Genomic DNA, 24,611 nt, shown 5'->3' with positions numbered 1-24,611 from the left:
ATGCAGGCACGTTTCGATTTTCCGAAGGCCGCACCTGACGCCTACAAGGCCGTCGCCGCGCTGGAAAAGTATGTGAGGGAGGATTCCGGTATCGACCACCGCCTCCTGCATCTCATCAAGCTGCGGGCCTCGCAGATCAACGGCTGCGCTTACTGTGTCGACATGCATGTCAAGGAAGCGCGTCGTGACGGACTGAGTGAGCAATGGATCAACATGGTCAGCGTTTGGCAGGAATCCCCGGTCTTCGATGCGCGTGAGCGAGCTGTCCTCGGCTGGACCGAAGCCCTCACCAATGTGGCCCAGACACGCGCGCCCGATGCGGATTTCGAGCCGATGCGCGCCTTCTTCTCCGAACCGGACATAACGAGGCTGACGGTCGCGATCGGCACGATCAATGTGTGGAACCGTCTTTGCGTCGGCTTCCGGTCGCAGCACCCGCTGGACGCGGCATAGGGTTGTCCAGCCTCTGTCATGGCGCGCCTCTCCCATAGGGAGGCGCGTCGAAAGCAAGGCTCCACGGCTTGTGGTCGAGGACCTCAAGGGGCATTGCCATCCTGCCGTCACGGAACGGTGCCTGATCGGCGGCCACAAGGTGACGCCGATCCGCACTGCCTGCATGGGCATGGGTTTGTTGGGCTCCCGGAGGACTGTATCCGAGAGGAGCCGGGGCCGGAAAGCTAAAACCGTTGCCGCTCCAAGAAGGGGCGGAACAATAGCCCGCGATTTATCTTGTCTATCTCGATCCTGATGATGCGGGGCCTGGTGCCGTGAGGCTTGGCCAGGTCATCCAGGACGAGGCGCACAAGTGCGAATGGCGCTTGTGCGACGACTGGTGGCGCGCCCGCGCCGCCTCATGGAATCCGGGGGGGCGCTCCGCCGCCGCTGCCAGTCTCTCCAACCGTCACCGGCGTCGTTGGAGGCGTGGCTCTCGATCGACATATCCCACCTGTTCTGCCGGATGTGGTTGCAAAACACGCCGTTTTGTATCGGTGCGCGTGGTTTTCGCGGGAGGCCTATTGACAAGCGGCCGCTCATCAAGCTTCATACATTCGTCCGATAAAGCAGACATATGTACATTATATCGGACATGTGAATTTCTTTTGGGGGAGCACCATGACCATTTCCTTTCGCGCCGGCGCGCTGACGCTGGCTGTTTCCGCTGCGCTGTTTTCCACGCCGGTTCTCGCCGACGGCAGCAAGCTCGATGAAGTCATTGCCCGCGGCCACCTGGTCCTCGGTACCGGCAGCACGAATGCGCCCTGGCATTTCAAGAGCGCGGAAGACAAGCTGCAGGGCTTCGACGTCGATATGGGCCGCATCATCGCCAAGGCACTGTTCGGCGACCCGGACAAGATCGAGTATGTCAACCAGTCGTCCGACGCGCGCATCCCGAACATCACCACGGACAAGGTCGACATCACCTGCCAGTTCATGACGGTGACGGGCGAGCGCGCCCAGCAGATCGCCTTCACCATTCCCTATTATCGCGAAGGCGTCGGCTTGATGCTGAAGGCGGACGGCAAGCATGCCGACTATGCGGCGCTGAAGGCGGCGGGTTCCTCCGTCACCATCTCGGTTCTGCAGAACGTCTATGCCGAGGCGATGGTGCATGCCGCACTGCCCGAGGCGACGGTCGACCAGTACGAGTCCGTCGATCTGATCTACCAGGCGCTGGAATCCGGACGTTCCGATGCGGTCGCCACCGACCAGTCGTCGCTTGCCTGGTACATGACGCAGAATCCCGGCCGCTACAAGGATGCCGGCTACGGCTGGAACCCGCAGACCTATGCCTGCGGCGTCAAGCGTGGCGACCAGGACTGGCTGAACTTCGTCAACACGGCCCTGCATGAGGCCATGACCGGCGTCGAGTTCGATTTCTACGCCACGTCCTACAAGACCTGGTTCGGCAAGGAACTGGCGCCTCCGCAGATCGGCTTCCCGGTCGAATTCAAGTGATTGTCAGGGGAGCGGGGCCTGCCCCGCTCCCCGAATCGGGATAGCCTGCCATGGGTTACACGCTGAACTTTGCCGCCGTCTGGCGCAGCTTCGATCTCCTGCTTAGCGGCCTTGCCCTGAGCCTCGGCCTTGCCGTCACCTCCATCCTCATCGGTGCGGCCATCGGCCTTGCCGTCGCCTTCGCGCTGACGTCGAAGAGCCGGTTCGTCAGTGCGCCGGCGCGGCTCTACGTCACGATCATCCGCAACCTGCCGATCCTCGTGCTGGTGCTCTTCGCCTATTTCGCGCTGCCGCAGATGGGCTTCCGGCTGGGCAAGATCGAAAGCTTCGTGCTGGTGCTTTCGCTCTATTCCGGCGCCTATCTTGCCGAAGTCTTTCGTGCCGGGCTCCTGTCCATTCCGCGCGGGCTGACAGAGGCGGGGCTTGCCATCGGCCTCACGTCCATGCAGATTCGCAGCTCGATCATCGCGCCGCTGATGCTGCGCAACGTGCTGCCCTCGCTCTCCTCCACGGTCATCTCGCTCTTCAAGGATACTTCGCTTGCCGCGGCGATCGCCGTGCCGGAGCTGACCTTCGCGGCGCGCAAGATCAATGTCGAGAGCTTCCGCGTTATCGAGACCTGGATGGTGACCTCGGCCCTCTATGTCGCCACCTGTTTCCTCATTGCCGCATTGCTCCGCCTGGTCGAGCGCCGGCTGGCCCTGCCGAGGTAGACCCGGATGACCTCCTTTGCCTTTCTCGAACAGCTCTGGATCGCGCGCTACGTCATCATGACGGGCCTTGCCACCACGGTCTCCATTTCCCTGCTCGCCATCGTTGCCGGCTCCCTGTTCGGCGTGCTCGTCGGCCTTGCGCTCGTCTATGGAGGGCGCGTGTTGCGCTTCATCGTGCGCGCCTATACGGATATCATCCGCGGCACGCCGGTGCTGGTGCTCGTTCTGGCGAGCTACTACGTCTCCGCTGCCGCCGGCGTGGATCTCGGTCCCTTCTCGGCCGGCGTCCTGGCCCTTGCCGTCTTCTGCTCGTCCCATATCGGCGAGATCGTGCGCGGCGCGCTTCAGGCCATTCCGAAGGGGCAGACCGAGGCGGCCAAGGCGATCGGCCTCACCTTCGGCCAGACCTTCACCTCGGTGCTCTGGCCGCAGGCCCTGCGCCAGTGCCTGCCGGCCTGGGTCAACACGGCGGCCGAGATGGTGAAGGCCTCGACGCTGCTGTCCGTCATCGGCGTTGCGGAACTTCTCCTGCGCACGCAGGAGATCATCTCGCGCAACTTCATGAGCCTCCAGTTCTATTTCCTGGCCGGCGCCCTCTATTTCATCGTCAATTTCGGCATCGAGCGCCTCGGCAAGTATGTCGAGCGCAAGACCGCCCTGCCGTCCTGAGGAGACCCCGATGGCCAAGACCAATCTCGACATCAAGGGCCTGCGCAAGACCTACGGCCAGAACGAAGTGCTGAAGAGCGTCGACTGTGCCGTGGAGGAGGGCGAGGTCATTTCCATCATCGGCTCGTCCGGCTCCGGCAAGACGACCATGCTGCGCTGTATCAACATGCTGGAGGAATTCCAGGGCGGTACGATCCGCCTCGACGGCGAGGAGATCGGCTATCACGCCGAGGGCGCCAAGCGTCGGCGCAAGAGCGAGAAGGAGATCGCCCGCCAGCGCGCGCTGACCGGCATGGCCTTCCAGCAGTTCAATCTCTTTCCCCACATGACTGCTGCCGAAAACGTCATGCTCGGTCTCGTCAAGGTGAAGAAGATGGCCAAGCCCGAGGCTCGCGCCATCGCCGAGAAATGGCTCGACCGGGTCGGCCTTGCCGCCCGCACGAACCACTATCCCGGGCAGCTTTCCGGCGGCCAGCAGCAGCGCGTCGCCATCGCCCGCGCTATCGCCATGTCGCCGCGCCTGATGCTGTTCGACGAGGTGACCTCCGCGCTCGACCCGGAACTGGTCGGCGAGGTGCTGCAGGTCATCAAGGGTCTTGCGGCCGACGGCATGACCATGCTGCTCGTCACCCATGAGATGCGCTTTGCCTTCGAGGTCTCCTCGCGGGTCATCTTCATGAACCAGGGCGTCATCTGCGAAGAGGGCGACCCGAGGGAGATGTTCGTGCGCCCGAAGACCGAGCGGCTCGCCGAATTCCTGAAAACCTCCAGCTTCAACTGACAAGGAAACACATCCCATGACGATCAAACGTTACGGTGCCGGAGAAACCGGTGCTGGCGGCCAGCCGCTGCCCTTCGCCCGCGCCACCGAAGCTGCCGGCTGGCTCTATGTCTCCGGCCAGGTGCCGATGGAGAAGGGGGAGATCGTCTCCGGCGGCATCGTCGCAGAAAGCCGCAAGGCCATCGAGAATATGATCGCCATTCTCGACGAGGCCGGCTACGGCCTGGAGGATATCGTGCGCATCGGTGTCTGGCTCGACGATCCGCGCGATTTCTGGAGCTTCAACGGCGTCTATGCCGAATATTTCGGCAAGAACCCGCCGGCGCGCGCCTGCGTCCAGTCGCGCATGATGGTCGATTGCCGGGTCGAGATCGACTGCGTCGCCTATCGCGCCGATCGCGCCTGACGGCTGAACACCAGCCCGGGCGGGTCAGCCGGTCTGCGGCGACCCGTCCGGCAGCTCCGCGCCGAAGCTTCTGAGCGCCCAGCGTCTTCCATCGCTGGTCAGAGCCAGCAGTCCGAGCGGCTCGACGTCGATGCGCCAGATCGAGGTCAGCGGGGCGCCGACCACATGCAGGAAGAGCAGTTTCAGGACAATGGCATGGGTCACGGCGAGCATATGCCCGCCTTCTGCAGGAAGGTGGTTCAGCCAGGCCACGGCCCGGTCCTGCACTGCCTGCAGGGTTTCACCGCCATGCGGAGCGGAGGATGGATCAGACATCCAGCACTGCAGATCCTGCGATGATTCTTCCGCTACCTCCGCCACCGTCCGGCCGTTCCACCGTCCGTAATCGACATCCCGGAGCGCGAGGCATGCTGCTGCGCCTGGAGAGAAGGCGGCGGCTGTTTCGGCCGCAGAATGTTCGGGTGCGTGCAGCACGGAGGTGAACCGGCCGAGGTTTTGGGCCCGGTTGCTCAATCGAACCCGCTCCTTGGGCAAGAGCGGAGCATCGGAGAAAAAGCGGGATTGCTGGTTGGCCGCGGTCGCACCACGGCAGAGGATCGTCAGGCGCGTTGCCCTGACGGCCGTCGGCTTCGGCTCTTCCGCGGGTGTGTTCATGGTTCCCCAGCCTCCTGAAATCGGCTTCACGCTGTCGATGGATGCAGTCTCGTGTCGAGGGCAAAGCCTTCCTGGAATTTCAGGGTGTATGTGCCGGGGGCAGCACCGGCGAGAAAGATCAGGTTCCAGCTGTGCGGCGAGACCGCGCTTGGAATGGCAACGAAGCGGTGCCGTCGGAGGAGATCATCGCCGAAGGCCTGTTGACCTGCGCCGGGAATGCCGGGGCGTAGCCAGTTGGGGTTGGGCACCGTTTCCGGGTCGATGATGTGGACATCGCCGATATCGGCGATGACGGCGGCCGTCATGCGGTGCGCGACGGTGTCGAGTGCCCGAAACCCCTTGTGGACCGCCACTTCGAGAATGGCCGTGGCAGGATCGAGCGAGCAATAGACAGCGCGTGTGCCCTTGCTGTTCCAGCGGCCGCCGACGCGGTAGGCGCCTTCGCCGCTGTCCCAGCTCGGCGCATGGATGGCCTGATCGAGCCGCCAGGCGACCAGCTCGCTCCCGCCGAGCGCAATGGGCAGAAAGGTCATGCGTAGACGCCGTATTCCAGACGGTCGAGATGGTCCTCGACGAGCTCCACGCCGGCAGGCGTGCCGAGAAGGTCGATGGGACGACGCTGGTCAAGCCCGATGGCCGGCCGCTCCAGCCATTGCTCGGCTTCCGCCTGCGATCCGAAGATATCGGTCGCCTTTGCCAAGATCTCGGCGAATTTCCACGTCCGTCCGCTCTGTTCCAGGCTGAGTGGCTTGGAGGGCGTGTCCTTCCGCCGCTGCCAGGTGCGCAGGCTCATGCCCACGGCCTTTTCGAGCGACTCGTTCTTGCCGATGAAGACGAGGCTGCCGACAAGGTGATCGAGTGCCGAGGCGGGCAAGCCATGCAGCAGCAGTTCATGGGCGTCGAGCGCATTGGTCAGGCGGCGCGACAGGATGCGCGAGCCGCCGAGCAGGGCTTCGATTTTCTGCAATTCGCCACCGGCTGCTGCCGGAATTGCCTTTGCCGCGACGGCCATACCTCTTCTCCACGTCATATGTCGCTTGAAATATGCCATCTGTCGCAAGCGATTTCAAGCTCCGGACCGTGCCCGCCGCTAGCTGCGGTATCCGTGGGGGTTTTTACGCCGGCGGCATCCGGTCGAATTTGGGCAAAGCCGGGTCGAGATGGTCCCAGGCGTGGCCTGCAGCGGTCCAGGAGACGAGTTGCGGCCGGTAGTGGCCGGGGTCGTCGAGGCTCGCCGGTGTGACGATGAAGACATCGGGCATGTCGGGAAAGCGCAGGTAGACGGGCGCGCCGCAGGTGGGACAGAAGCCGCGGCGCTTGACGGTTCCGCCATCCCCGACCGTCTGCCAATGGGAGGTCTCGCCGGTGACCTTCACCTCGGCCGCGACAAAGGTCAGGTGCGATTGATGGCCGGTGCCGCTGTCGCGCTGGCACTGTCGGCACTGGCAATCGACCATGACAGCCGGTTCGCCCGAGATTTCATAGCGGACCGCACCGCAAGCGCAGCCGCCCGTATAGGACATGGGCATGGCGTTCTCCCGTTCTCTCAATGCTGTTGCTCTGCGGTGGCGACTTCGGTGACGACAGCGTCGAGTTTTCTCACCACCTTCTTCCAGCCTTCGCTCATGTTGCGATAGGCGGTGTCGTTTTTCGGAAGCTGGAAGCCGGAATGGGTGAGGCGAAGGCGTGTGCCCGCCTCGGCCGCGATCAGGCTGAAGGTGACGACGGTTTCCAGTTTCGAGCCATAGCCCTCGTTGTGCTCGTCGCCGCCCCGCCAGGCATAGGAGAGCCGCTCATTCGGCACGACCTCCAGGATTTCGCAATGGATGGTGCCGTCCCAGGCACCGGCGGCGACCGTCTGAAAGGTGAAACGGTTGCCGATCACGGGCGCAAAACCCTGCGGGGCCATCAGCCAGCGGCCGATCAGGTCGCCGCTGGTCAGCGCTTTCCAGATGACATCGGGCGCATGCGGGAAGACTTCGTCGAGCACGATGACCTGCATGTCCGGATTGGCGGTCTGGTTCATGGGTCGATTTCCTTCAGCAGGGTTCTCAGATTGGTGAAGCGTTCGCGCCAGAAGACGCCGTAGTGGCTCATCCAGTCCGCCAAGGGCTCCAGTCCACCGGGCTCGGCGCGGTAATAGACATTTCGGCCCTCCGGGCGCTCGCTGACGAGGCCGGCCTTTTTCAGCGCCTTGAGATGCTGGGAAATGGCGCCCTGCGTGACAGTGCTGCTGCGCGTCAGTTCGACGACCGTAATCTCATCGGAATGGACGATGCGCTCGAACACGGCCCTGCGGGTGGGGTCGGCAAGGGCGCGCATGACGGTGGTGATGGTTTCTGCCTGGATCATGAGAATAAAATAGTCAATACTAATCAATTAGTCAATGCTATTCAATTATGCTGCCTACCGTCTGTCTTCCCGGTGGATTTCTGCCCGCAAGCAATTTCGCAGATCCGGGCGTGCGACTAAGGTGCCGCTACCATCGCAAGGGGACTGCACATGCGGAGAGCGGCCGAATGACCACCATCACCGTGGACGACGTACTCGACCGCGCCGGCGCCGGCGCCTACCAGCGGCGGCTTCTGGCGATCTTCGGGCTGGTCTGGACTGCCGATGCGATGCAGGTCCTCGCAGTCGGCTTCACGGCCGCCTCCATTGCCGCCACCTTCGATCTCACCGTTCCGCAGGCCTTGCAGACCGGCACGCTTTTCTTCTTCGGCATGCTTCTCGGTGCCGCCGGTTTCGGCCGGCTTGCGGACCGCATCGGCCGTCGGCGGGTTCTGATCGTCACGGTCGCCTGCGATGCTCTCTTCGGCACGCTCTCCGTCTTCGCACCCGATTTCACCATCCTGCTCGTTCTGCGTTTCCTCACCGGGGTTGCTGTGGGCGGCACGCTGCCGGTCGATTATGCGATGATGGCGGAGTTCCTGCCGGCGCGAAACCGCGGCCGCTGGCTGGTCATGCTCGAGGGGTTCTGGGCGATCGGCACGCTCCTTGTCGCGCTTGTCGCCTGGGCCGTCAGCCTTGCGGGCATGGCTGACGGCTGGCGCTATATCTTCGCAGCGACGGCAATCCCGGCGCTGCTGGGTATCGGCCTGCGCTTTCTGGTGCCGGAATCACCGCTCTATCTCCTGCGCCTCGGGAAGATACGGGAGGCGAAGGCCGTTCTCGACGGGATCCTCGTCGCCAACGGCAAGACGCCACTGGCGGCGGATGCGTCGCTGGTATCGCTTCCCAGCACCGGGCGGTCCGGCATCTTCGGTGCGGATCTGCGCCAGCGCAGCCTGATGATCCTGATAATCTGGTTCCTGGTCTCCGTCTCCTACTACGGCGTCTTCACCTGGCTGCCGCCGAGGCTTGCAGGCGAGGGCTTCGGCTTCGTCCGCGGTTACGGCTTCCTCGTCTTTCTCGCGCTGGCGCAGATCCCCGGTTATGCGCTGGCCGCCTATGGTGTGGAAAAATGGGGCCGGCGGCCGACGCTGACGGGCTTCTGCCTGCTCTCGGCGCTGGGATGCCTGCTGTTCGTCGTGGCCGGCACGGGCACGCTGATCGGCGCCTCCCTGATGCTCATGAGCTTTGCCTTGCTCGGCACCTGGGGTGCACTCTATGCCTTTACCCCTGAACTCTACCCGACAGCCTCGCGGGCGACAGGCATGGGCACGGCGGGTGCGGTGGCCCGTCTCGGCGGCCTTCTGGCGCCGTCCCTGACGGGACTGGTCGTGGAACAAAGCTTCGGTCTTGCCATTGGCATTTTCGCCGGCCTTCTGGTCGCCGCCGCGGTCGCCGCCCTGCTGATCGATGCGGAGACGCGCCAGGCATCGCTGGCCTGAACCGGGCCCGCCAGCTATTCATGCATCGTGGCGGGCAGCCTTGGTAGGCGCCCGCCATTGAAGTCGCATGACGGGCCGGCGCCGCCCGGCACGGAGCCGGACGGCGCCAGCGGAGACTTTGCCGCGTCAACCCGCAGCGAAGGGAACGGTGACGAAGCTTTGCTCGTCCTGGCGCTGCACCAGCAGTAGAACGGCCTTGCGGCCCGCCTTGCCAGCTTCGGCGACGGCGGCCTTCGCCTCGCGTGCCGAGGTGACGGGCTTCTGGTTCACCGAGAGGATGACGTCGCCGGGCTGGAGGCCCATCTCGGCGGCAGGCTTGTCGGGGTTCACGCCTTCCACAACCGCGCCGCTTTCGCCCTTCGGCAGGCCGAGCGACTGGCGCATGTCGGCGGTGAGGTCGCCGAGCTGGACACCGATCGTCGGCACGCGCTGGGCGGTTTCGCCCGATTTGCCGCCGGCATCGGCGAGGACCTGGCGATCGCCGTCGTCATTGCTGCCGATGGTGATAGACAGGTTTTTGTCGCTGCCGTCGCGCCAGACGGTGACGCCTTCCTTCGTGCCCGGTGCAAGGTCGGCAACGATGCGCGAGAGTTCGCGTGGCGAGTTCACCGCCTTGCCGTCGAGCATGGTGATGACGTCGCCGGACCGGATGCCGGCTGCGGCAGCCGGGGTGCCTTCATCGACCTTCGCCACCAGCGCGCCTGCGGGTTTTGCAAGGCCAATCGCATCGGCGACATCCGAAGTCACCGGCTGGATCTGCACGCCGATGAAACCGTGCTCAATCGAACCGTCCTTCATCAGTCTTGCGACCACCCGCTGCGCCTGATCGGACGGAATGGCGAAGCCGACGCCGACGCTGCCGCCGTTCGGCGAATAGATCGCCGTGTTGATGCCGACGACCGTGCCGTCGGCCCCGACGAGCGGGCCGCCGGAATTGCCGTGGTTGATCGGCGCGTCGATCTGGATGAAGTCGTCATAGGGTCCGCTGTGCAGGTAGCGGCCACGGGCCGAGACGATGCCGGCCGTCACGGTCGTGCCGATGCCGAAAGGATTGCCGATGGCAAGGATCGGGTCGCCGGCGCGCAGCTTGTCCGATTCTCCCCAGGCGATCGTGGCGAGCGACTTGCCGCTGTCGATCTTCAGCACGGCAAGGTCGGATTTCGGGTCGGCGCCGACAAGTTTTGCGGGCAGTTCCGTGCCATCGTCCAGCGTCACCCTGATCGTGCTCGCCTTGTCGATGACGTGATTGTTGGTGACGATGTAGCCGTCGCCCGTCAGGATGAAGCCGGAGCCGAGTGCCTCGGCCTTGCCGCTCGGCCGCTGCTCCGGCATCGGCATTTGCCGTTCACCGAAGAAGTCGCGGAACTGCTGATCGAAGGGCGAAGTGCCGCCGAAGGGGGAGATGCCGTCGGCGGAGGCGTTCTCCGCCTTCAATGTCGTGGTGATGGTGACGACGGCGGGCTTGTCGGCTGAAACGATCGCGGCGAAGGAGCCTTGCGCGAGGGCCGTGCCAGAGCCTTGGGCGGCGGCGGCCTGGGCCGGCCGGGTGCCAACGAGGCTGGAAGCGGCGATCGGCAGCACGAGAAGAGCAACGCCGAGAAGCGCTGCAACGCGGTGTCTTTCGATGATCCTGGTCATGATTGTCGTCCTTTGTTCAGCGCTCCGGTGCCCGCAGGGCCGGCGCCGGAGCGCACGAAACCGGGCCGCAGGTGCAGGGCGGCCGGTCTCGTCTTCGTGGTCCGGGTGTCTTTCCGATCAGGCTGTCCGGTGCCGTCGCGTCGCGGCTTTTCATCCGCCGGCGGCATCCAGCCCGGCATCATCTATAGGCCCGGCAGGTGGTGAGGGTCATGTTACAATTAAATAAAGTTCCGGACGGCGATTTTGCCAAACTATCGCCCGGATCGAGGCGTGCGCGTTGCGGATTTCCGTAAAGAGTTGTTTCTGCTCAAATGCTTATGATTTTTCATGCGGCATCGAGGTGGTCCGCGGATCATGACCGGATTGTAATCTTTCCCTCCGCCTCGCAGGAGGCCCGCCACCCACCGGCGGTATAGCGGACACACGGTTCTCGGCAGGTCATGCGAAAACCTTGAGCCCCCTGCGCGGTTTCGCGCCGCTGCAAACCCTTGTCTTTCCGGTCTGCATCATGGCATTAGGGCGTCTTCCTGCGGAGACTGGTACATGATCAAGAACACAATGACCGGACGACCATGGAAGAGCCTGGTGCTTGCTGCGTCGCTTTTCATGGGGGCGGCGGCAAACGCAACGCCGGTGCTCGTCGTGGATGCCGACAATCATCAGGTCCTGCATGAGGAGGATGCCGGGGTACCCTGGTATCCTGCCTCGACGACCAAGCTCATGTCCGCGCTTGTGGTGTTCGAAGCCATCCGCGCCGGTGAGGTGAACCTGACGACGCCGGTCGTCATGTCCCGCAACGCGACGAAGCAGGCTTTCCTGGAATCCGGCCTGGTCCTCGGGCGCACGATGACCCTGGAAGACGCGCTCTTCGCCATGATCACCGCATCGGCGAACGACGTCGCCGTCGCCCTGGCGGAAGCGGTGGCCTCCGACGAAGCCTCCTTCGTGCGGCGCATGAATGAGACGGCCGCTCGCATCGGGCTCACAGGCACGCATTTTTCCAACCCGAACGGCCTGTTCGACCGGAAGAACTATACGACCGCCCGCGACCTTGCGCTGCTGGGCATGGAAGTGGACCGGCTGTTTCCGGAGTATCGCCGCTTCTTCCTGGCCTCCGCCGTTTCGATCGACGGCAAGGAGATCAAGTCCAACAATCTGCTTTTGACCCGCTTCAACGGCACGGTCGGGATGAAGACAGGCTTCCTCTGCGCCTCCGGGCGCAATTTCGTGGGCTTGGCGACGCGCAACGGACGGCGCGTGATGGTGGTCATTCTCGGTGCGACGACCGAGCGGGAACGCAACGAACGATCTGCTCAATATCTGACGCAGGCCTTTGACGGTCGCCTGTCTTCCAATGCGGGGCTCCTGGAAAACCTGCAGAACCGGGCCGATGTCGCACCGGAGGACATGCGCATCCGCCTCTGCACCGACAAGAGCGCGGCCTATGAAGCGAGCCGGGATGCGCTGTATCCGATGGGCCTGCCAGGCCACGAGACCTATCTGCAGGACCAGATACCGGCCCAGATCCGTGCGATCAGCACCTGGGCTACCGACATCGCGGATGACGTGCCGGTCCCGACACGCCGTCCTTCCTGAACGGCGCGATCGGGGTCCGCAAGGGCCTCAGGCGTAGCGCGCGACGGCAAGGTCGGTGGCATCGATCTCGGGCTTCCTGCCCGAAACGAGGTCTGCGACAAGGCGGGCCGAGCCGGAGCTCATCGTCCAGCCGAGCGTGCCGTGGCCGGTGTTGAGGTAGAGGCCGGCGACCTTCGTCGGGCCGATGACGGGCGTGCCGTCCGGTGTCATTGGGCGAAGACCTGACCAGAAGCTTGCCTTCGACACGTCGCCACCGGGGAAGAGATCGGTCACGGAGTGCTGCAGCGTCAGGCGGCGGGGCTCGCCAAGATCGTTGGTGTAGCCGGAGATTTCCGCCATGCCGCCGACGCGGATGCGGTCGCCGAGCCGTGTGATGGCGATCTTGTAGGTTTCGTCCATCACGGTCGATTCCGGCGCGCGCGTGGTGTCGGTGATCGGGATCGTCAGCGAATAGCCCTTGACCGGATAGACCGGCAGGCGGATGCCGTGCGGACGGACGAGCAGTGGCGAGAAGCTGCCGAGGGCGACGACAACGGCATCGGCCGTGAGCACTCCATGGGCGGTAACAACGCCGCGCACACGGCCCCCTTCCACGTCGAGCCCCCGGATGATGCTGCCGTAGTTGAAGCGCACGCCGAGCGCCTCGGCCTTTGCGGCCAGCGCATTGGCGAACTTGAAGCAGTCGCCGGTCTCGTCCTTCGGGGTCAACAGGCCGCCAACGATCTTTTCGCGCACATGCTTCAGCGCCGGTTCGACGCGGATGCAGCCTTCGGGATCCAGCACTTCGTAGGGAATGCCGTCGGCGGCGAGCGCCTTGACGTCCTTGGCCGAGGCGTCGAGCTGGGCTTCGGTGCGGAAGAGCTGCAACGTGCCCTGCATGCGTTCGTCGTAGGCGATACCCGTCTCCTCGCGCAACGCGGCGAGCGAGATGCGGCTGTAGTCGGCAAGGCGCAGCATGCGGCTCTTGTTGAGGGCATAGCGCGCCGAGGTGCAGTTGCGCAGCATCTGCGTCATCCAGGAAAGCATGGCCATATCGACCTTGGGGCGCAGGATCAGCGGCGCATGCTGCATGAACAGCCACTTCATCGCCTTCATCAGAATGCCGGGGGCGGCCCAGGGCGAGCAATAGCCGAAGGAGACCTCGCCGGCATTGGCAAAGCTCGTCTCCAGTGCGGGGCCGGGCTGGCGATCGACGACCGTGACCTCGTGGCCGGCACGGGCAAGCTGGTAGGCCGAGGTGACGCCGACGATGCCGGCGCCGAGAACGATGACTTTCATGATGTCCTCATTGGGGAAGAAACAGGCTCAGCGGTATTGCCGCTGGTAACGGTGACCGAGGCCGGTCAGGATTTCATAGGCGATGGTGCCGGCATCGCGCGCCACGTCCTCCAGGCTCTGGTGCGGGCCGAGGATTTGGACGCGGCTGCCCAGGGCAAGGCGCCCCTCCGGCAGGGCGGAGATGTCGATGGTGATGCTGTCCATTGATACGCGGCCGACTATGGGCAGGCGCACGCCGTCGCAATAGGCGGCGCCGCGGCCCGAGAGGCTGCGCGGCAGGCCGTCGGCATAGCCGGCGGCGATGGTGGCAAGGCGTGTCGGGCCGGCCGTGACATGGGTGGCGCTGTAGCCGACGCGTGTGCCCGGGGGCACGCTGCGGGTCTGCACCACGGCAACGTCGAGACTGACGACCGGTTCCATCGGGTTCGCCCGCCCGCCGGTCGGCGCGCCACCATAGAGCGCGATACCGGGACGGGCGAGCACGCCGTGATAGTCTTTGCCGAGGAAGATGCCGCCCGAATTGGCAAAGCAGACGTCGTAGGCGGGAAATTCCGCCGCCACGCGATCCATCTCGGCGCGCTGGTCGCCGTTCTGCCCGCTGGCGGGGTCGTCGGCGGAGGCAAGGTGGCTCATCAGGAACAGGACGTCGATGCCGCCACCGGCAGTGACGAGGCTGGCGAGCGCCGCGCGCTCCTCCGGTGGCACGCCGAGGCGGGACATGCCGGTGTCGAACTGCAGCACCGCCGGCAGCGTGCGGCCGAAGGCTTTCGCGGTGCCGCTCCACGCATGCCACTGCTCCAGCGAATTGACGACCGGCACGATGTTTTCGCGGGCGCAGGCACTTTCGTTGCCGGGCTGCAGGCCGTTCAGCACGAAGACCGTGGCATCGGCCGCCAGAAGCGGGCGCAGGCGACGCGCTTCGACGAACTGGGCAACGAAGAAATGCCGGCAGCCGTGGGCGTAGAGTTTTGCTGCTACCTCGCCGGCGCCGAGCCCGTAGGCATCTGCCTTGACGACGGCCGCAGCGCGTGCCGGGGCGACCTCTGCGGCAAGCTTTTCGTAGTTGCGGGCGAGGGCGCCGAGATCGATGCTCAGATAGCCTGATGCACCGTCGATCACCGCCGTAGCGCCGCTTCTGTTGCTTTGCAATCCACCGTCCATCCCAAGCCCCCTCAAGTGTGCGAAGCCTAGTGAAACGATCGTGAAATTACCGAGGAATCAGCGATTGATTGTTGTGCCAAAGCATGATTTTTGAACGAAACGATGACGATTTGGAATGATCTGCCATGGCTGCCCTCGATGCGATCGACCGCAACATCCTCCGGCTCCTGCGGCTCGATGCGCGCATGAGCAATGCCAGCCTTGCGGCCGATGTCGGCCTGTCGCCGTCTGCCTGCCTCCGCCGGATCAAGCTGATGGAAAAGGCGGGTGTCATTCGCGGCTATACAGCGCTGGTGGACACATCGAATGTCGAGGCGACGATCGCCGTCATCATCAACATTACGCTGGAACGACAGACGGAGGACCACCTCGACCGCTTCGAGGCGGCGGTGCGCAAACACCCGGAAATCCGCGAATGTTTCCTGATGACGGGCGGTTCGGATTACCTGCTGCGTGTCGAGGTGGCCAATGCCGGCGAGTTCGAGCGCATCCACAAGGAAATCCTCTCGGCCATGCCGGGCGTCTCACGCATCCATTCGAGCTTCGCGATCCGCAACGTGCTGGCGACGCGGCCACGCGGGCGGCGATAGACGGCCTGTCGTCTGTCAGGTCCGGTTGCCATAATATTTCTCCGCAATGCCGCGGGCGGCGGTGGCGACCTTCCGGCCGATCTCCTGCATGCGGGCAAGGTCGGCGCGCGCGGTCGGCGCTGCCACGGCGAGCGCGCCCACTGGCCGCCCGCCGGGTGTCAGGATCGGTGCTGCGGCGCTGATGACGCCGATCTCGAACCCCTGCTGGCTGATCGAATAGCCACGCTCCAGCGTTTCACGCAGGAGCGTGCGCACGGCTCCGGCGTCGGTGACGGTCTCGGCTGAAAAGCGTTCCAGCGGCCGCGCCAGCGCGCGGTCGATCTCGTCGGGCGGAAGGAAGGCGAGATAGGCGAGACCCGAGGCGGTGGCATGGAGGGGCAACACAGCCCCGGGTTCGACGATCACACGGTGGGCCTGCGACGAATCCTCAACATGAATGGTGGAGAGCCGCCCGCCGGAAAACTCCGAGAAGTGCACCGTCTCGCCGGCCTGTTCCGCCAGCGCCTTGGCGAAAGGGGCAGCCACGGCGACGAAGGGGAAACGCGCCTGGCGAAGGCGCGCCAGCCGGATGGGCGCCGCGCCGAGGCGATAACGGCGCGTATCTTCGTCCTGTTCCACGAAGCCGTGCTTTTCGAGTTCCACGAGAAAGCGTCGCGCGGTCGCCTTGTCGAGTGCGGAAAGCCGCGCGAGGTCGCTGAGGCCGATATCCTTGTCGAGCTCGGAAATCAGATCGAGGAGGGAAAGGGCCTTTCCGATGGTGCTCATGCATGCGCTCCGCAGTGTAATGCCAGTCTCCTGCGAACGTTCGTCCTCTCCGTTACCGCTCCTGTTTCGCACGCCCGACAAGTCGAGATACTTAACATGAGAAATAACTTGACGCCGGAACTGGCTTTTGCAAATCTATAATTAAAATAACGGTTCAAATAATGAACCACAAGGAAAATGTTTCGTGGGAACCGCCGTCGCTTTTGGCGCGGCATCGGACACGCGGCCGCCGGATGCATGAGGGCAGCCGCCAGGATGGGAGCAAGATCATGACAGAACACAGCGTGCCGTCTGGCGGCGCGAACCAGTTGCGCAAGAACAGCCTCGGTGTCGGGGCTGTCACATTCCTCGTCGTCTCCGCGGCTGCGCCGCTGACGGCGGTTGCTGGCGGCGTGCCGCTGTCGATGATGCTGGGCAACGGCCCAGGCATTCCGCTGACCTTCGCCTTCGTAACGACGGTGCTGCTGCTCTTTGCCATCGGCTATGTCGCCATGGCCCGGCATATCAGCAATGCCGGCGCCTTCTATGCTTATACGGCGCAGGGCCTCGGCGGTCTCGCCGGCGGCGCTGCCGCACTGATTGCCATCCTCGCCTACAATGCCATGCAGATCGGCATCTTCGGCCTGTTTGGGGCGGCAACGGCCGGCTTTTTCGCCGGCTATGGCCTCGACCTGCCCTGGTGGGTCTGGACCTACATCGGCATCGCCCTCGTTGCGGTCTTCGGCTACCGGCGGGTGGACTTTTCCGCCCGCGTGCTCGCCGTGCTCGTCGTGCTCGAATATCTGGTCGTGCTGGTCATCGATGCGGCCATCCTCGTAAAGGGCGGCGACAGTGGCCTTTCCGCTGCGCCCTTTACGCCGTCAGCCTTCTTCTCGGGGACGCCGGCCATTGGCATCCTGTTCTGCTTTGCCGCCTTCATCGGCTTCGAGGCGACGACCATCTACAGCGAGGAGGCCCGCGAGCCGGAAAAGACCGTGCCGCGCGCCACCTACATCTCCGTGCTGATCATCGGCCTCTTCTACATGCTGACCTCCTGGCTGATGGTCAACGGCGCGGGCGTCGACAAGCTGGTGCCGGAAATCCAGGGCCTTGCCGATCCGACCACCTTCCTCTTCGGCCTCGCGGATCGCTATGTCGGCGGCGGCATCACCACCATCATGAGCATTCTCTTCATCACCAGCCTCTTTGCCGGCGTCGTCGCCTTCCACAATGGCGTTGCCCGCTATCTCTATGTCGCCGGCCGCGAAGGTCTGCTGCCCAAGGCGCTCGGCGTCACCCATCCGGTGTTCCAGAGCCCGCATGCCGGCTCGGTCGTGCAAACGATCATCGCCGTCCTCGTCGTGGCGCTCTTCGCCTTCACGGGGCAGGATCCGGTGCTGGCGCTGTTCTCCTGGCTCACCAATGTCGGCACGCTGGCGATCATTCTCCTGATGGCGCTGACTGCCTTCGCCATCGTCGCCTTCTTCGGCCGCAATCCGGGCCTCGAAGGCAACCGGATCGTCACGACCGTGCTGCCGGTATTGACGGGCCTCATCCTGCTGGCGCTGGTGTTCTATATCGCAACGAACTTCGGCGCCCTGGCCGGTGCGGAGGGACCGCTTGCCGTGTTCCTGCCGGGCCTTGTGCTGATTGCCGCGATCATCGGCCTCCTTTGCGCCCTGCGCCTGAAGGCGGGCGATGCCGGCGCCTTTGCCCGGCTCGGCGTCCGCCGGGAAGTGTGAGACCAGGGGTGGCGCTTCGGCGCCACCTGCCCTTTGAGGAAAGACCATGCAGGAAAAGATCAACGCACTCCGCAATCTGGCGGTCGCTCCGCAGGCGCTGTTTATAAACGGCATTTGGCAGGACCCGGCGGATGGCGCGGTGCTGGATGTCCTCTCGCCCATCGACGGGTGCACGCTGACGACGATTGCCGACGCCGGTGTGGCAGATGTGGACCGGGCGGTAAAGGCCGCCCGTACCGCTTTCGAAAGGGGGCGCTGGGCAAAGGCGGCGCCGGCCGAGCGCAAGCGGGTGCTGCTGAAGATCGCCGACCTGATCGAGCAACACGCGCTGGAGCTTGCCGTGCTCGGCGTGCGGGACAACGGCACCGAGATTTCCATGGCACTGAAGGCCGAGCCCGGCAGCGCCGCCGGCACGTTCCGTTACTATGGCGAGGCGATCGACAAGATCTATGGCGAGATCGCACCGACGGCCGGCGACATCCTCGGCCTCGTCCACCGCGAGCCGGTCGGTGTCGTCGGTGCCATCGTGCCGTGGAACTTTCCGCTGATGATCGGCGCCTGGAAGATCGCCCCGGCGCTCGCTGCCGGCAACTCCATCGTGCTGAAGCCGGCGGAGGCCGCCTCGTTGACGCTGCTGCGCCTCGCTGCCCTTTGCGCCGAGGCGGGGCTGCCGGAAGGCGTGCTGAACGTCTTGACCGGTCGTGGTGCGGTTACGGGTGAGGCGATGGGGCTGCATCCGGACATCGACGTGCTGGTCTTTACCGGTTCCGGCCCCGTTGGCCGGCGCCTCCTGGAATATTCCGCCCGCTCCAACCTGAAGCGCGTCTATCTTGAACTCGGTGGTAAATCGCCGAACGTCGTCTTCGCCGATGCGCCGGACCTCGACCGCGCGGCCAAGGTCTCGGCCTATGGCATCTTCCGCAATTCGGGGCAGGTCTGCGTGGCCGGTTCGCGGCTGCTCGTCGAGCGTTCCATTGCGGAGGCGTTTTCGCAGAAGGTGGCGGAGGTTGCCGCGGCGATGACGGTCGGCGATCCGCTGTTGCTGACCACCGAGGCCGGTGCCATTTCCAGCGAGGCGCAGCTTGGCAAGAATCTCGGCTTTGCCGAACAGGCGCTATCCGAGGGCGCCCGGCTGCGCACCGGTGGAAAGCGTATCCTTGCCGAGACCGGCGGCTTTTACATGCAGCCGACCGTCTTCGACGTTACGCCGGGCATGACGCTTGCCCGCGAGGAGGTGTTCGGACCGATCCTCTCCATCATCCCCTTCGACGGCGAGAATGAGGCCTTGCGCATCGCCAATGGCACGGACTTCGGCCTCGCCTCGGCCGTCTGGACCGCCAATCTGTCACGGGCGCATCGCATGGTGCGCGGCATCCGTGCTGGTGTCGTGCATGTCAACACCTATGGCGGGGCGGACAACACGGTGCCGCTCGGCGGCGTGCGCCAGTCCGGCAACGGGTACGACAAATCCCTGCATGCGCTGGACAAGTATCTCGACCTGAAGACGGCCTGGATCCAGCTTTAAGTCCCCACGATTTTGCGTAGGAGCCCGGCTGTCCGTAAGGACACGCCGGGCTCCGGCGCATGTCATGTCAGCGAGCGGGCGATTTCCGTAATGACCGCGAAGGCGGTGTCCGCGTCGTCGCGGGTCATCTCGAACTGGCCGGCCTGGAAACGGATGGCGATGCGTCCATCGACGCGGGTCTGTGTCAGGTAGATACGTCCGTCGTCGTTGATGGCGTTGACGAGGGCGATATTGTGCTGGTCGGCCTCTGCGCCGCCCGTGTGGCGGAAGGAGAAGAGCGAGAGCACCGGTTCGCTGACGATCTCGAAATCCGGCTCCCCGGCAAGCCGCTCCGCCAGTTCCCTCGACCAGGCGACGTGGTTGCGGATCATCGTGCGCAGGCCTTCAAGGCCATGATAGCGCATCAGGAACCACAGTTTCAGCGCGCGAAAGCGCCGTCCGAGCGGTACGGACCATTCGGAATAGTTGATGATGCCGTCATGGCCGTGCGTCTTCAGGTATTCCGGCTGGATGGCGAGCGTGCGCACCTGGTCCTCGGGACTGCGGATGAACTGCACCGAGCAGTCGAAGTTGGCGCCGAGCCATTTGTGCGGATTGAAGACGATGGAATCGGCGGCCTCGATGCCCTCCCAGAGGCTGCGGAATTCCGGGCAGATCATGGCCGAACCCGCCCAGGCGGCATCGACATGCAGGTAGAGGCCATGTGCCTTTGCCACTGTTGCCACATCGCCGATCGGATCGCAGGCGCCGATGGAGGTGCCGCCGGTGCAGGCGATGATGCCGGCCGGGACGTGGTCGGCGGCAAGGTCCGCGCGGATCGCGGCGTCGAGCGCCTCGGGGTCCATGCCGTTGAGCGGCCCCTTGGTCGGAATGCGCACGAGGTTCGCCTCGCCGATGCCGGCAATCCAGATCGCCCGGTCGATCGAGGTGTGCACCTGTTTCGAGGCATAGACGCGCACCGCGCCGTGCGCCGCCAGTCCCTCGCTGTTGCCCTTCCAGCCGAGTGCCTTCTCGCGCATGACCAGCACGGCGGCGAGCGTCGCGGTGGAGGCGGAATCCTGGATCACACCGGAAAAGCCATCCGGCAGACCGAGCGCCTGGCGCAGCCAGTCGACCACCCGCGTTTCAAGCTCGGTGGCGGCGGGCGACGTCTGCCAGAGCATGCATTGGGCCGCGACGGAGGTGACGAGATAATCGGCGATCACCGAAACGGGCGCGGCATTGGCAGGAAAGTAGGCGAAGAAGCGCGGGTGCTGCCAATGGGTGAGGCCATCGGGGATGATGCGCTCGAAATCCGCGAAAATCGCCTCCATCGCCTCGCCCCCTTCCGGGGCCGTATCGGCGATCTGCCTGGCGATGTCGCCAGGCTTCGTCTGCGCCCGCACCGGCCGGTCGCGCAGGCCCGCCCGGTAGTCGGCGCCCCAATCGGCTACCGTGCGCGACCACCGGCGGAATTCCTCGCTATCCATGTCTTGCTCCCTGTTTGCGTTGCGCATTTCTCGATGCTTGCCCTGCGATTTGCAATGTCTTGTCGGCATGTTGTGCCAATAGGCGCGCATATGCGCCGGGGCAGATGTGCCGGATTGAGGTTAATTAACACGTTAATCAAGGGGTAATTTCTGTCAAGAGTGCCCCGGTTTTCGGCCGCGTCCCTTTGGTCGCTTCCGCTTGAAGGAGCCTGGATCGGAGAAGTAGAACGGATTCCAACGGTTCATTATACAAACCATAGCTTCAAATATAGACTTGCAAACGATCAAACTTCCTGCCAGATTAATTCGCATGTTAAGTATCTGTCGTGACACCGCGCGACAGCGCCTGAGGGGAGCCGGGCTTGACGGGGAGAGAACGGGTATGAGTGCCACAGCCAGCATGGGTCGGGAAGCCATGTCCGTGAAGGACGTGGGGAGGGGGCTGACGCGGATAGCGGGCGCCGGGTATCTTCTCGTGCAGGGGCGCCGGGCGCCGGGCCACGCATCGGTTGGTTCCAATGCATTCTATCAGGTCGGCCGGAAGGTCGGTTCCGCCATTCAATCGAGGAGGAATGGTCGATGAGCGCCAGCGCCCGTCTGCCCCATATTCTGGTGATCGGCACCGGAGACACCAAGAGCGAGGAACTGCTGTTTATGGCCGAGGTCATCGGCAAGGCCGGTGGCGTTCCCGTTCTGGTCGATGTCAGCGTGCTCGGCGACCCGCCCTATGTGCCGGGCCATTCCAAGCATGACATCGCCGCCGCCGCCGGCACCACCATGGAGGCGATCACTGGCAGCGGCGACGAGAACACCGCTATGGCGCTGATGGCCAGGGGCGCGGCGGCGCTGGTGCGCCGGCTCTCTGATGCAGGAGCGGTGGACGGCATGATCGCGCTTGGTGGCTCGCTCGGCACCGACCTTGCGCTCGATGTCGCAGCCGTGCTGCCGCTCGGCGTGCCGAAGTTCATCGTCTCCACCATCGCCTATTCCCATCTCCTGCCGCCGGAGCGCATCGCGCCCGACCTGATGATGATCCTGTGGGCGGGTGGGCTCTATGGTCTCAATCCGATCTGCCGGGCGGTGCTGTCGCAGGCGTCGGGCGCGGTCGTCGGCGCTGCCAAGGCTGGTGAGCGGCCCGGCCGCCAGCGCCCGCTGGTCGGCATGACCTCGCTCGGCTCCTCCTGCCTCAGCTATATGAAGGTGTTAAAGCCGGAGCTGGAGCGGCGCGGCTACGACGTTGCCGTCTTCCATTCCACAGGCATGGGCGGGCGTGCCTATGAGGCGGTCGCGGCGCAGCGGGGCTTTGCCGCCGTCTTCGATTTTTGCGTCCAGGAAGTGACCAATGCGCAGAACGGCTCGGTCGCCGTCTCCGGGCCGGACCGTATGGAAAATGCAGGCCGCGCCGGCATTCCGCAGATTGTCGCGCCCGGCGCGGTCGATATGGTGGATATGCCCGCCTGGCAGGAGACGCCGGATCGCTTCGCCGGCCGGCCCTATCATGCACACAACCGGCTGATTGCCTCCGTCACCGTCTCGCCCGATGAGCGCCGCGCAGTTGCCCGCGTGGTCGCCACCAAGCTGGGAGGCGCGAGTGCGCCGGTCGCCTTCCTGCTGCCGACACAAGGCATCCAGGAATGGGACCGGGAGGGCGAGCCGCTGCATGAACCGGATGCGCTGGATGCCTTCCTCGACGAGATGCGCCGTGCCATGCCGGCCTCGGTCGCCTTCGAAGAGGTCGATGCGCACATCAATGCTCCTGACTTCGCCGCAAGAGCGCTAGAAGTTTTCGACCGCTGGGTCGCCGAAGGCATCGTCGAGAAGGGGCAGGAGGCATGACGGAAGCGCAGCGGGCATTGATCCTCGATTTCGGCGGTGTCGTCACCCGCACGCTGTTCGAAACGCACGACGTTACCGAGCGTGCGCTCGGCCTGCCGGCCGGCACGCTGACCTGGCGCGGTCCGTTCGACCCCGCTGCCGACCCTCTGTGGGTATCGCTGCAGGCGCGAGAAATCACCGAGCGCGATTACTGGATGACGCGCACGCAGGAGGTCGGCGCGCTGCTCGGCGAGAACTGGACGGACATGAAGACCTTCGTGCAGCGGGCGCGCGGGGCGGATCCCGAGCTTGTCCTGCGTCCCGAGGCGCGCGATGCGATCCTGAAAGCCAAGGCGGCCGGGCTGAAGCTCGCCATCCTCTCCAACGAACTCGACCTTTTCTACGGCGAAAGCTTTCGCAAGCGCTTTCCGCTGATCGACCTTTTCGATGTCATCGTCGATGCGACATACACGAAGATCCTGAAGCCCGATCCACGCGCCTACGAACAGGTGCTGGCGGAACTGGGGCTTGCCCGCGCCGACTGTGTCTTCGTCGATGACCAGAAGAAGAACATAGAGGGTGCGGTGGCCATCGGCCTTCCCCATGTTCATTTCGACGTGACCCGGCCTGCCGAAAGCTACGCGCAGGCGCTGAACATGCTTGGACTTTGAAAGGATATCCCATGCGCGATTCCAACTTCCTGATCGAGAACAACGCCCGCCATCTCTGGCACCCCATGGCGCATCCGGCCGAAATGCAGGCCAAGCCCCCGCGCATCATCAATGCAGGCGAGGGCGTTTCGGTGGTGGATATCCACGGCAAGACGGTGCTGGATGCCGTCGGTGGTCTGTGGAACGTCAACCTCGGCTATTCCTGCGAGCCGGTGAAGAAGGCGATCCGCGACCAGCTCGACGAACTGCCCTATTATTCCACCTTCCGCGGCACCACCAATTCGCCGCTGATCGAACTGTCCTATGAGCTGGCGGCGTTCTTCAAGGAGGACGGCCTTACCCGCGCGTTCTTCACCTCGGGCGGCTCGGATTCCGTCGAGACGGCACTCAGGCTCGCGCGCCAGTTCCACAAGATCAACGGTCAGCCGGAGCGCACCAAGTTCGTGGCGCTGAAGAAGGGCTATCACGGTACGCATTTCGGCGGCGCCTCGGTCAACGGCAACGCCAATTTCCGCCGCAACTACGAGCCGCTGCTGCCCGGCGTCTTCCATCTTGCCGCGCCCTATCCCTATCGCAACCCCTTCAACACCAGCGACCCGGCTGAAATCGCCCAGGCGATCGCCCGCCAGTTCGAGGACGAGATTGCCTTCCAGGGCGCCGACACCATCGCCGCCTTCATCATGGAGCCGGTGCTCGGCGCCGGCGGTGTCATCGTGCCGCACGAGACTTTCATGCCGCTGATGCGCGCCATCTGCGACAGGCACGGCATTCTCCTCATCGCTGACGAGGTCATTACCGCCTTCGGCCGCACCGGCGCCTGGACCGGTTCGCGCGGCTGGGGCGTCAAGCCCGACATGATGACCACCGCCAAGGCGATCACCAACGGCTACTTCCCCTTCGGTGCGGTGATGATCGCCGACAAGGTTGCCAATGCCTTCGAAGCCAACAAGGACGCCTTCGGCGCCATCGGTCACGGCTATACCTATTCTGGCCATCCGGTCGGCGCGGCGGCGGCACTGGCGACGCTGAAGGAAACCGCCCGCGTCGACACCGCCGCCAATGCGGCCGCACGCGGTGTCGAGCTGATCGCCGGTCTTGAGAGGCTGAAGGCCAAACACGAACTGGTCGGCGATGTGCGCGGCAAGGGGCTGATGGCGGCGCTGGAGCTCGTCTCCGACCGCCCGAAGAAGAGTGCAGCCGCCAAGGATGTGGTGCAGAAGGTCTACGATGTTGCCTATGATGAGGGCGTGATGGTCCGCACGTCGGGCAGCAATGTCATCATCTCGCCGCCGCTCGTCATCACGGCCGCTGATGTAGAGAAGATCGTCTCGGCGCTGGATGCCGGCCTCAGTGCGGCGGAAGGGCGCTAG

25 protein-coding genes are annotated in these 24,611 nt (G+C 64.5%); 14 read left to right on the top strand and 11 right to left on the bottom strand.

The features are described 5' to 3' along the window. The 6 genes from AKG11_RS23470 to AKG11_RS23445 all read left to right on the top strand — a co-directional run bounded on the left by AKG11_RS23470 (position 1) and on the right by AKG11_RS23445 (position 4,525). A complete protein-coding gene (locus tag AKG11_RS23470; RefSeq protein WP_050745654.1) occupies positions 1-453 on the top strand; it encodes a carboxymuconolactone decarboxylase family protein in 453 nt (150 codons plus the stop codon). A gap of 660 nt (positions 454-1,113) precedes the next feature. Further along, positions 1,114-1,956, top strand: coding sequence for a transporter substrate-binding domain-containing protein (locus tag AKG11_RS23465; protein ID WP_050745653.1), 843 nt, complete (start codon positions 1,114-1,116; stop codon positions 1,954-1,956). Positions 1,957-2,006: 50 nt separating this feature from the next. Further along, positions 2,007-2,669 (top strand): amino acid ABC transporter permease, encoded by a 663-nt coding sequence (locus AKG11_RS23460; RefSeq protein ID WP_050745652.1) that lies wholly within the window; start codon positions 2,007-2,009, stop codon positions 2,667-2,669. A 6-nt stretch (positions 2,670-2,675) separates the two neighbouring features. After that, positions 2,676-3,338 (top strand): amino acid ABC transporter permease, encoded by a 663-nt coding sequence (locus tag AKG11_RS23455; RefSeq protein ID WP_050745651.1) that lies wholly within the window; start codon positions 2,676-2,678, stop codon positions 3,336-3,338. A 10-nt stretch (positions 3,339-3,348) separates the two neighbouring features. Beyond that, entirely contained in the window at positions 3,349-4,119 is a 771-nt protein-coding gene (locus AKG11_RS23450) for an amino acid ABC transporter ATP-binding protein (RefSeq protein ID WP_050745650.1), read from the top strand. 16 nt (positions 4,120-4,135) lie between these two features. After that, on the top strand, positions 4,136-4,525 hold the full coding sequence (locus tag AKG11_RS23445) for a RidA family protein (protein ID WP_023512889.1): 390 nt from the start codon (positions 4,136-4,138) through the stop codon (positions 4,523-4,525). Between the two features lie 24 nt (positions 4,526-4,549). Here the strand turns inward: AKG11_RS23445 and AKG11_RS23440 are convergent, their stop codons facing one another. The 6 genes from AKG11_RS23440 to AKG11_RS23415 form a co-directional block, all read right to left on the bottom strand. Then, a complete protein-coding gene (locus AKG11_RS23440; RefSeq protein WP_050745649.1) occupies positions 4,550-5,179 on the bottom strand; it encodes a histidine phosphatase family protein in 630 nt (209 codons plus the stop codon). 26 nt (positions 5,180-5,205) lie between these two features. Then, the gene (locus tag AKG11_RS23435; protein WP_050745648.1) at positions 5,206-5,712 is read right to left on the bottom strand and encodes an RES family NAD+ phosphorylase; all 507 of its coding nucleotides are present in this window, start codon (positions 5,710-5,712) and stop codon (positions 5,206-5,208) included. Next, entirely contained in the window at positions 5,709-6,191 is a 483-nt protein-coding gene (locus tag AKG11_RS23430) for a type II RES/Xre toxin-antitoxin system antitoxin (protein WP_023512886.1), read from the bottom strand. The genes AKG11_RS23435 and AKG11_RS23430 overlap by 4 nt, the downstream gene beginning before the upstream one ends. Before the next feature lie 103 nt (positions 6,192-6,294). Continuing rightward, a complete protein-coding gene (locus tag AKG11_RS23425; RefSeq protein WP_050745647.1) occupies positions 6,295-6,708 on the bottom strand; it encodes a GFA family protein in 414 nt (137 codons plus the stop codon). Positions 6,709-6,725: 17 nt separating this feature from the next. Then, on the bottom strand, positions 6,726-7,205 hold the full coding sequence (locus tag AKG11_RS23420; RefSeq protein ID WP_050745646.1) for an SRPBCC family protein: 480 nt from the start codon (positions 7,203-7,205) through the stop codon (positions 6,726-6,728). Further along, positions 7,202-7,531 carry an ArsR/SmtB family transcription factor gene (locus tag AKG11_RS23415; protein WP_050745645.1) on the bottom strand — a complete coding sequence of 110 codons (330 nt, stop codon included), beginning with the start codon at positions 7,529-7,531 and terminating at the stop codon, positions 7,202-7,204. Before AKG11_RS23415 ends, AKG11_RS23420 begins: the two co-directional genes overlap by 4 nt. 167 nt (positions 7,532-7,698) lie before the next feature. On the opposite strand from AKG11_RS23415, the gene AKG11_RS23410 reads away from it, so the two are divergent. Then, complete coding sequence (locus AKG11_RS23410; protein WP_050745644.1) at positions 7,699-9,012, top strand: MFS transporter; 1,314 nt, start codon at positions 7,699-7,701, stop codon at positions 9,010-9,012. A 126-nt stretch (positions 9,013-9,138) separates the two neighbouring features. On the opposite strand, the gene AKG11_RS23405 is transcribed toward AKG11_RS23410, so the two are convergent. Beyond that, the gene (locus tag AKG11_RS23405) at positions 9,139-10,650 is read right to left on the bottom strand and encodes a DegQ family serine endoprotease (protein WP_050745643.1); all 1,512 of its coding nucleotides are present in this window, start codon (positions 10,648-10,650) and stop codon (positions 9,139-9,141) included. 543 nt (positions 10,651-11,193) lie between these two features. Here AKG11_RS23405 and AKG11_RS23400 point away from each other — a divergent pair. After that, positions 11,194-12,246, top strand: coding sequence for a D-alanyl-D-alanine carboxypeptidase family protein (locus AKG11_RS23400; protein ID WP_050745642.1), 1,053 nt, complete (start codon positions 11,194-11,196; stop codon positions 12,244-12,246). 27 nt (positions 12,247-12,273) lie between these two features. On the opposite strand, the gene AKG11_RS23395 is transcribed toward AKG11_RS23400, so the two are convergent. Continuing rightward, entirely contained in the window at positions 12,274-13,524 is a 1,251-nt protein-coding gene (locus AKG11_RS23395) for a D-amino acid dehydrogenase (protein ID WP_050745641.1), read from the bottom strand. A gap of 27 nt (positions 13,525-13,551) precedes the next feature. Continuing rightward, positions 13,552-14,685, bottom strand: coding sequence for an alanine racemase (gene alr, locus AKG11_RS23390; RefSeq protein ID WP_050745640.1), 1,134 nt, complete (start codon positions 14,683-14,685; stop codon positions 13,552-13,554). Positions 14,686-14,810: 125 nt separating this feature from the next. Between alr and AKG11_RS23385 the strand changes: the two genes are divergently transcribed. Further along, complete coding sequence (locus AKG11_RS23385; protein ID WP_023512977.1) at positions 14,811-15,275, top strand: Lrp/AsnC family transcriptional regulator; 465 nt, start codon at positions 14,811-14,813, stop codon at positions 15,273-15,275. 15 nt (positions 15,276-15,290) lie between these two features. Here AKG11_RS23385 and AKG11_RS23380 read toward each other — a convergent pair whose 3' ends face one another. Next, entirely contained in the window at positions 15,291-16,040 is a 750-nt protein-coding gene (locus AKG11_RS23380; RefSeq protein ID WP_050745639.1) for an IclR family transcriptional regulator, read from the bottom strand. A gap of 269 nt (positions 16,041-16,309) precedes the next feature. Between AKG11_RS23380 and AKG11_RS23375 the strand changes: the two genes are divergently transcribed. Beyond that, complete coding sequence (locus tag AKG11_RS23375) at positions 16,310-17,761, top strand: APC family permease (protein ID WP_050745721.1); 1,452 nt, start codon at positions 16,310-16,312, stop codon at positions 17,759-17,761. A 46-nt stretch (positions 17,762-17,807) separates the two neighbouring features. Then, positions 17,808-19,286 (top strand): aldehyde dehydrogenase, encoded by a 1,479-nt coding sequence (locus AKG11_RS23370; RefSeq protein WP_050745638.1) that lies wholly within the window; start codon positions 17,808-17,810, stop codon positions 19,284-19,286. A 62-nt stretch (positions 19,287-19,348) separates the two neighbouring features. Here AKG11_RS23370 and AKG11_RS23365 read toward each other — a convergent pair whose 3' ends face one another. Beyond that, positions 19,349-20,755 carry a pyridoxal phosphate-dependent decarboxylase family protein gene (locus AKG11_RS23365; protein WP_050745637.1) on the bottom strand — a complete coding sequence of 469 codons (1,407 nt, stop codon included), beginning with the start codon at positions 20,753-20,755 and terminating at the stop codon, positions 19,349-19,351. Positions 20,756-21,334: 579 nt separating this feature from the next. Between AKG11_RS23365 and AKG11_RS23355 the strand changes: the two genes are divergently transcribed. The 3 genes from AKG11_RS23355 to AKG11_RS23345 are packed head-to-tail and all read left to right on the top strand — an operon-like array spanning position 21,335 to position 24,611. Continuing rightward, on the top strand, positions 21,335-22,591 hold the full coding sequence (locus tag AKG11_RS23355) for a Tm-1-like ATP-binding domain-containing protein (RefSeq protein ID WP_050745635.1): 1,257 nt from the start codon (positions 21,335-21,337) through the stop codon (positions 22,589-22,591). Next, on the top strand, positions 22,588-23,241 hold the full coding sequence (locus AKG11_RS23350) for an HAD family hydrolase (RefSeq protein ID WP_023512494.1): 654 nt from the start codon (positions 22,588-22,590) through the stop codon (positions 23,239-23,241). Before AKG11_RS23355 ends, AKG11_RS23350 begins: the two co-directional genes overlap by 4 nt. Before the next feature lie 11 nt (positions 23,242-23,252). Beyond that, a complete protein-coding gene (locus AKG11_RS23345) occupies positions 23,253-24,611 on the top strand; it encodes an aspartate aminotransferase family protein (protein WP_050745634.1) in 1,359 nt (452 codons plus the stop codon).

The organism is Shinella sp. SUS2, from assembly GCF_001262505.1.
GTDB lineage: Bacteria > Pseudomonadota > Alphaproteobacteria > Rhizobiales > Rhizobiaceae > Shinella.
Note: the sequence above shows the minus strand (reverse complement) of the source record. Positions and strands in the feature narration are given on the sequence as shown.

Bases quoted from the DNA above. Each gene is read 5' to 3' on its own strand.
- AKG11_RS23430 (WP_023512886.1), bottom strand. From the start codon at position 6,191: ATGGCCGTCGCGGCAAAGGCAATTCCGGCAGCAGCCGGTGGCGAATTG.
- AKG11_RS23405 (WP_050745643.1), bottom strand. From the start codon at position 10,650: ATGACCAGGATCATCGAAAGACACCGCGTTGCAGCGCTTCTCGGCGTT.
- AKG11_RS23385 (WP_023512977.1), top strand. From the start codon at position 14,811: ATGGCTGCCCTCGATGCGATCGACCGCAACATCCTCCGGCTCCTGCGG.
- AKG11_RS23345 (WP_050745634.1), top strand. From the start codon at position 23,253: ATGCGCGATTCCAACTTCCTGATCGAGAACAACGCCCGCCATCTCTGG.
- AKG11_RS23460 (WP_050745652.1), top strand. From the start codon at position 2,007: ATGGGTTACACGCTGAACTTTGCCGCCGTCTGGCGCAGCTTCGATCTC.
- AKG11_RS23375 (WP_050745721.1), top strand. From the start codon at position 16,310: ATGACAGAACACAGCGTGCCGTCTGGCGGCGCGAACCAGTTGCGCAAG.
- AKG11_RS23395 (WP_050745641.1), bottom strand. From the start codon at position 13,524: ATGAAAGTCATCGTTCTCGGCGCCGGCATCGTCGGCGTCACCTCGGCC.
- AKG11_RS23455 (WP_050745651.1), top strand. From the start codon at position 2,676: ATGACCTCCTTTGCCTTTCTCGAACAGCTCTGGATCGCGCGCTACGTC.
- AKG11_RS23410 (WP_050745644.1), top strand. From the start codon at position 7,699: ATGACCACCATCACCGTGGACGACGTACTCGACCGCGCCGGCGCCGGC.
- AKG11_RS23400 (WP_050745642.1), top strand. From the start codon at position 11,194: ATGATCAAGAACACAATGACCGGACGACCATGGAAGAGCCTGGTGCTT.
- AKG11_RS23445 (WP_023512889.1), top strand. From the start codon at position 4,136: ATGACGATCAAACGTTACGGTGCCGGAGAAACCGGTGCTGGCGGCCAG.
- AKG11_RS23355 (WP_050745635.1), top strand. From the start codon at position 21,335: ATGAGCGCCAGCGCCCGTCTGCCCCATATTCTGGTGATCGGCACCGGA.
- AKG11_RS23465 (WP_050745653.1), top strand. From the start codon at position 1,114: ATGACCATTTCCTTTCGCGCCGGCGCGCTGACGCTGGCTGTTTCCGCT.
- AKG11_RS23420 (WP_050745646.1), bottom strand. From the start codon at position 7,205: ATGAACCAGACCGCCAATCCGGACATGCAGGTCATCGTGCTCGACGAA.
- alr (WP_050745640.1), bottom strand. From the start codon at position 14,685: ATGGACGGTGGATTGCAAAGCAACAGAAGCGGCGCTACGGCGGTGATC.
- AKG11_RS23350 (WP_023512494.1), top strand. From the start codon at position 22,588: ATGACGGAAGCGCAGCGGGCATTGATCCTCGATTTCGGCGGTGTCGTC.
- AKG11_RS23415 (WP_050745645.1), bottom strand. From the start codon at position 7,531: ATGATCCAGGCAGAAACCATCACCACCGTCATGCGCGCCCTTGCCGAC.
- AKG11_RS23470 (WP_050745654.1), top strand. From the start codon at position 1: ATGCAGGCACGTTTCGATTTTCCGAAGGCCGCACCTGACGCCTACAAG.
- AKG11_RS23450 (WP_050745650.1), top strand. From the start codon at position 3,349: ATGGCCAAGACCAATCTCGACATCAAGGGCCTGCGCAAGACCTACGGC.
- AKG11_RS23435 (WP_050745648.1), bottom strand. From the start codon at position 5,712: ATGACCTTTCTGCCCATTGCGCTCGGCGGGAGCGAGCTGGTCGCCTGG.
- AKG11_RS23440 (WP_050745649.1), bottom strand. From the start codon at position 5,179: ATGAACACACCCGCGGAAGAGCCGAAGCCGACGGCCGTCAGGGCAACG.
- AKG11_RS23370 (WP_050745638.1), top strand. From the start codon at position 17,808: ATGCAGGAAAAGATCAACGCACTCCGCAATCTGGCGGTCGCTCCGCAG.
- AKG11_RS23365 (WP_050745637.1), bottom strand. From the start codon at position 20,755: ATGGATAGCGAGGAATTCCGCCGGTGGTCGCGCACGGTAGCCGATTGG.
- AKG11_RS23425 (WP_050745647.1), bottom strand. From the start codon at position 6,708: ATGCCCATGTCCTATACGGGCGGCTGCGCTTGCGGTGCGGTCCGCTAT.
- AKG11_RS23380 (WP_050745639.1), bottom strand. From the start codon at position 16,040: ATGAGCACCATCGGAAAGGCCCTTTCCCTCCTCGATCTGATTTCCGAG.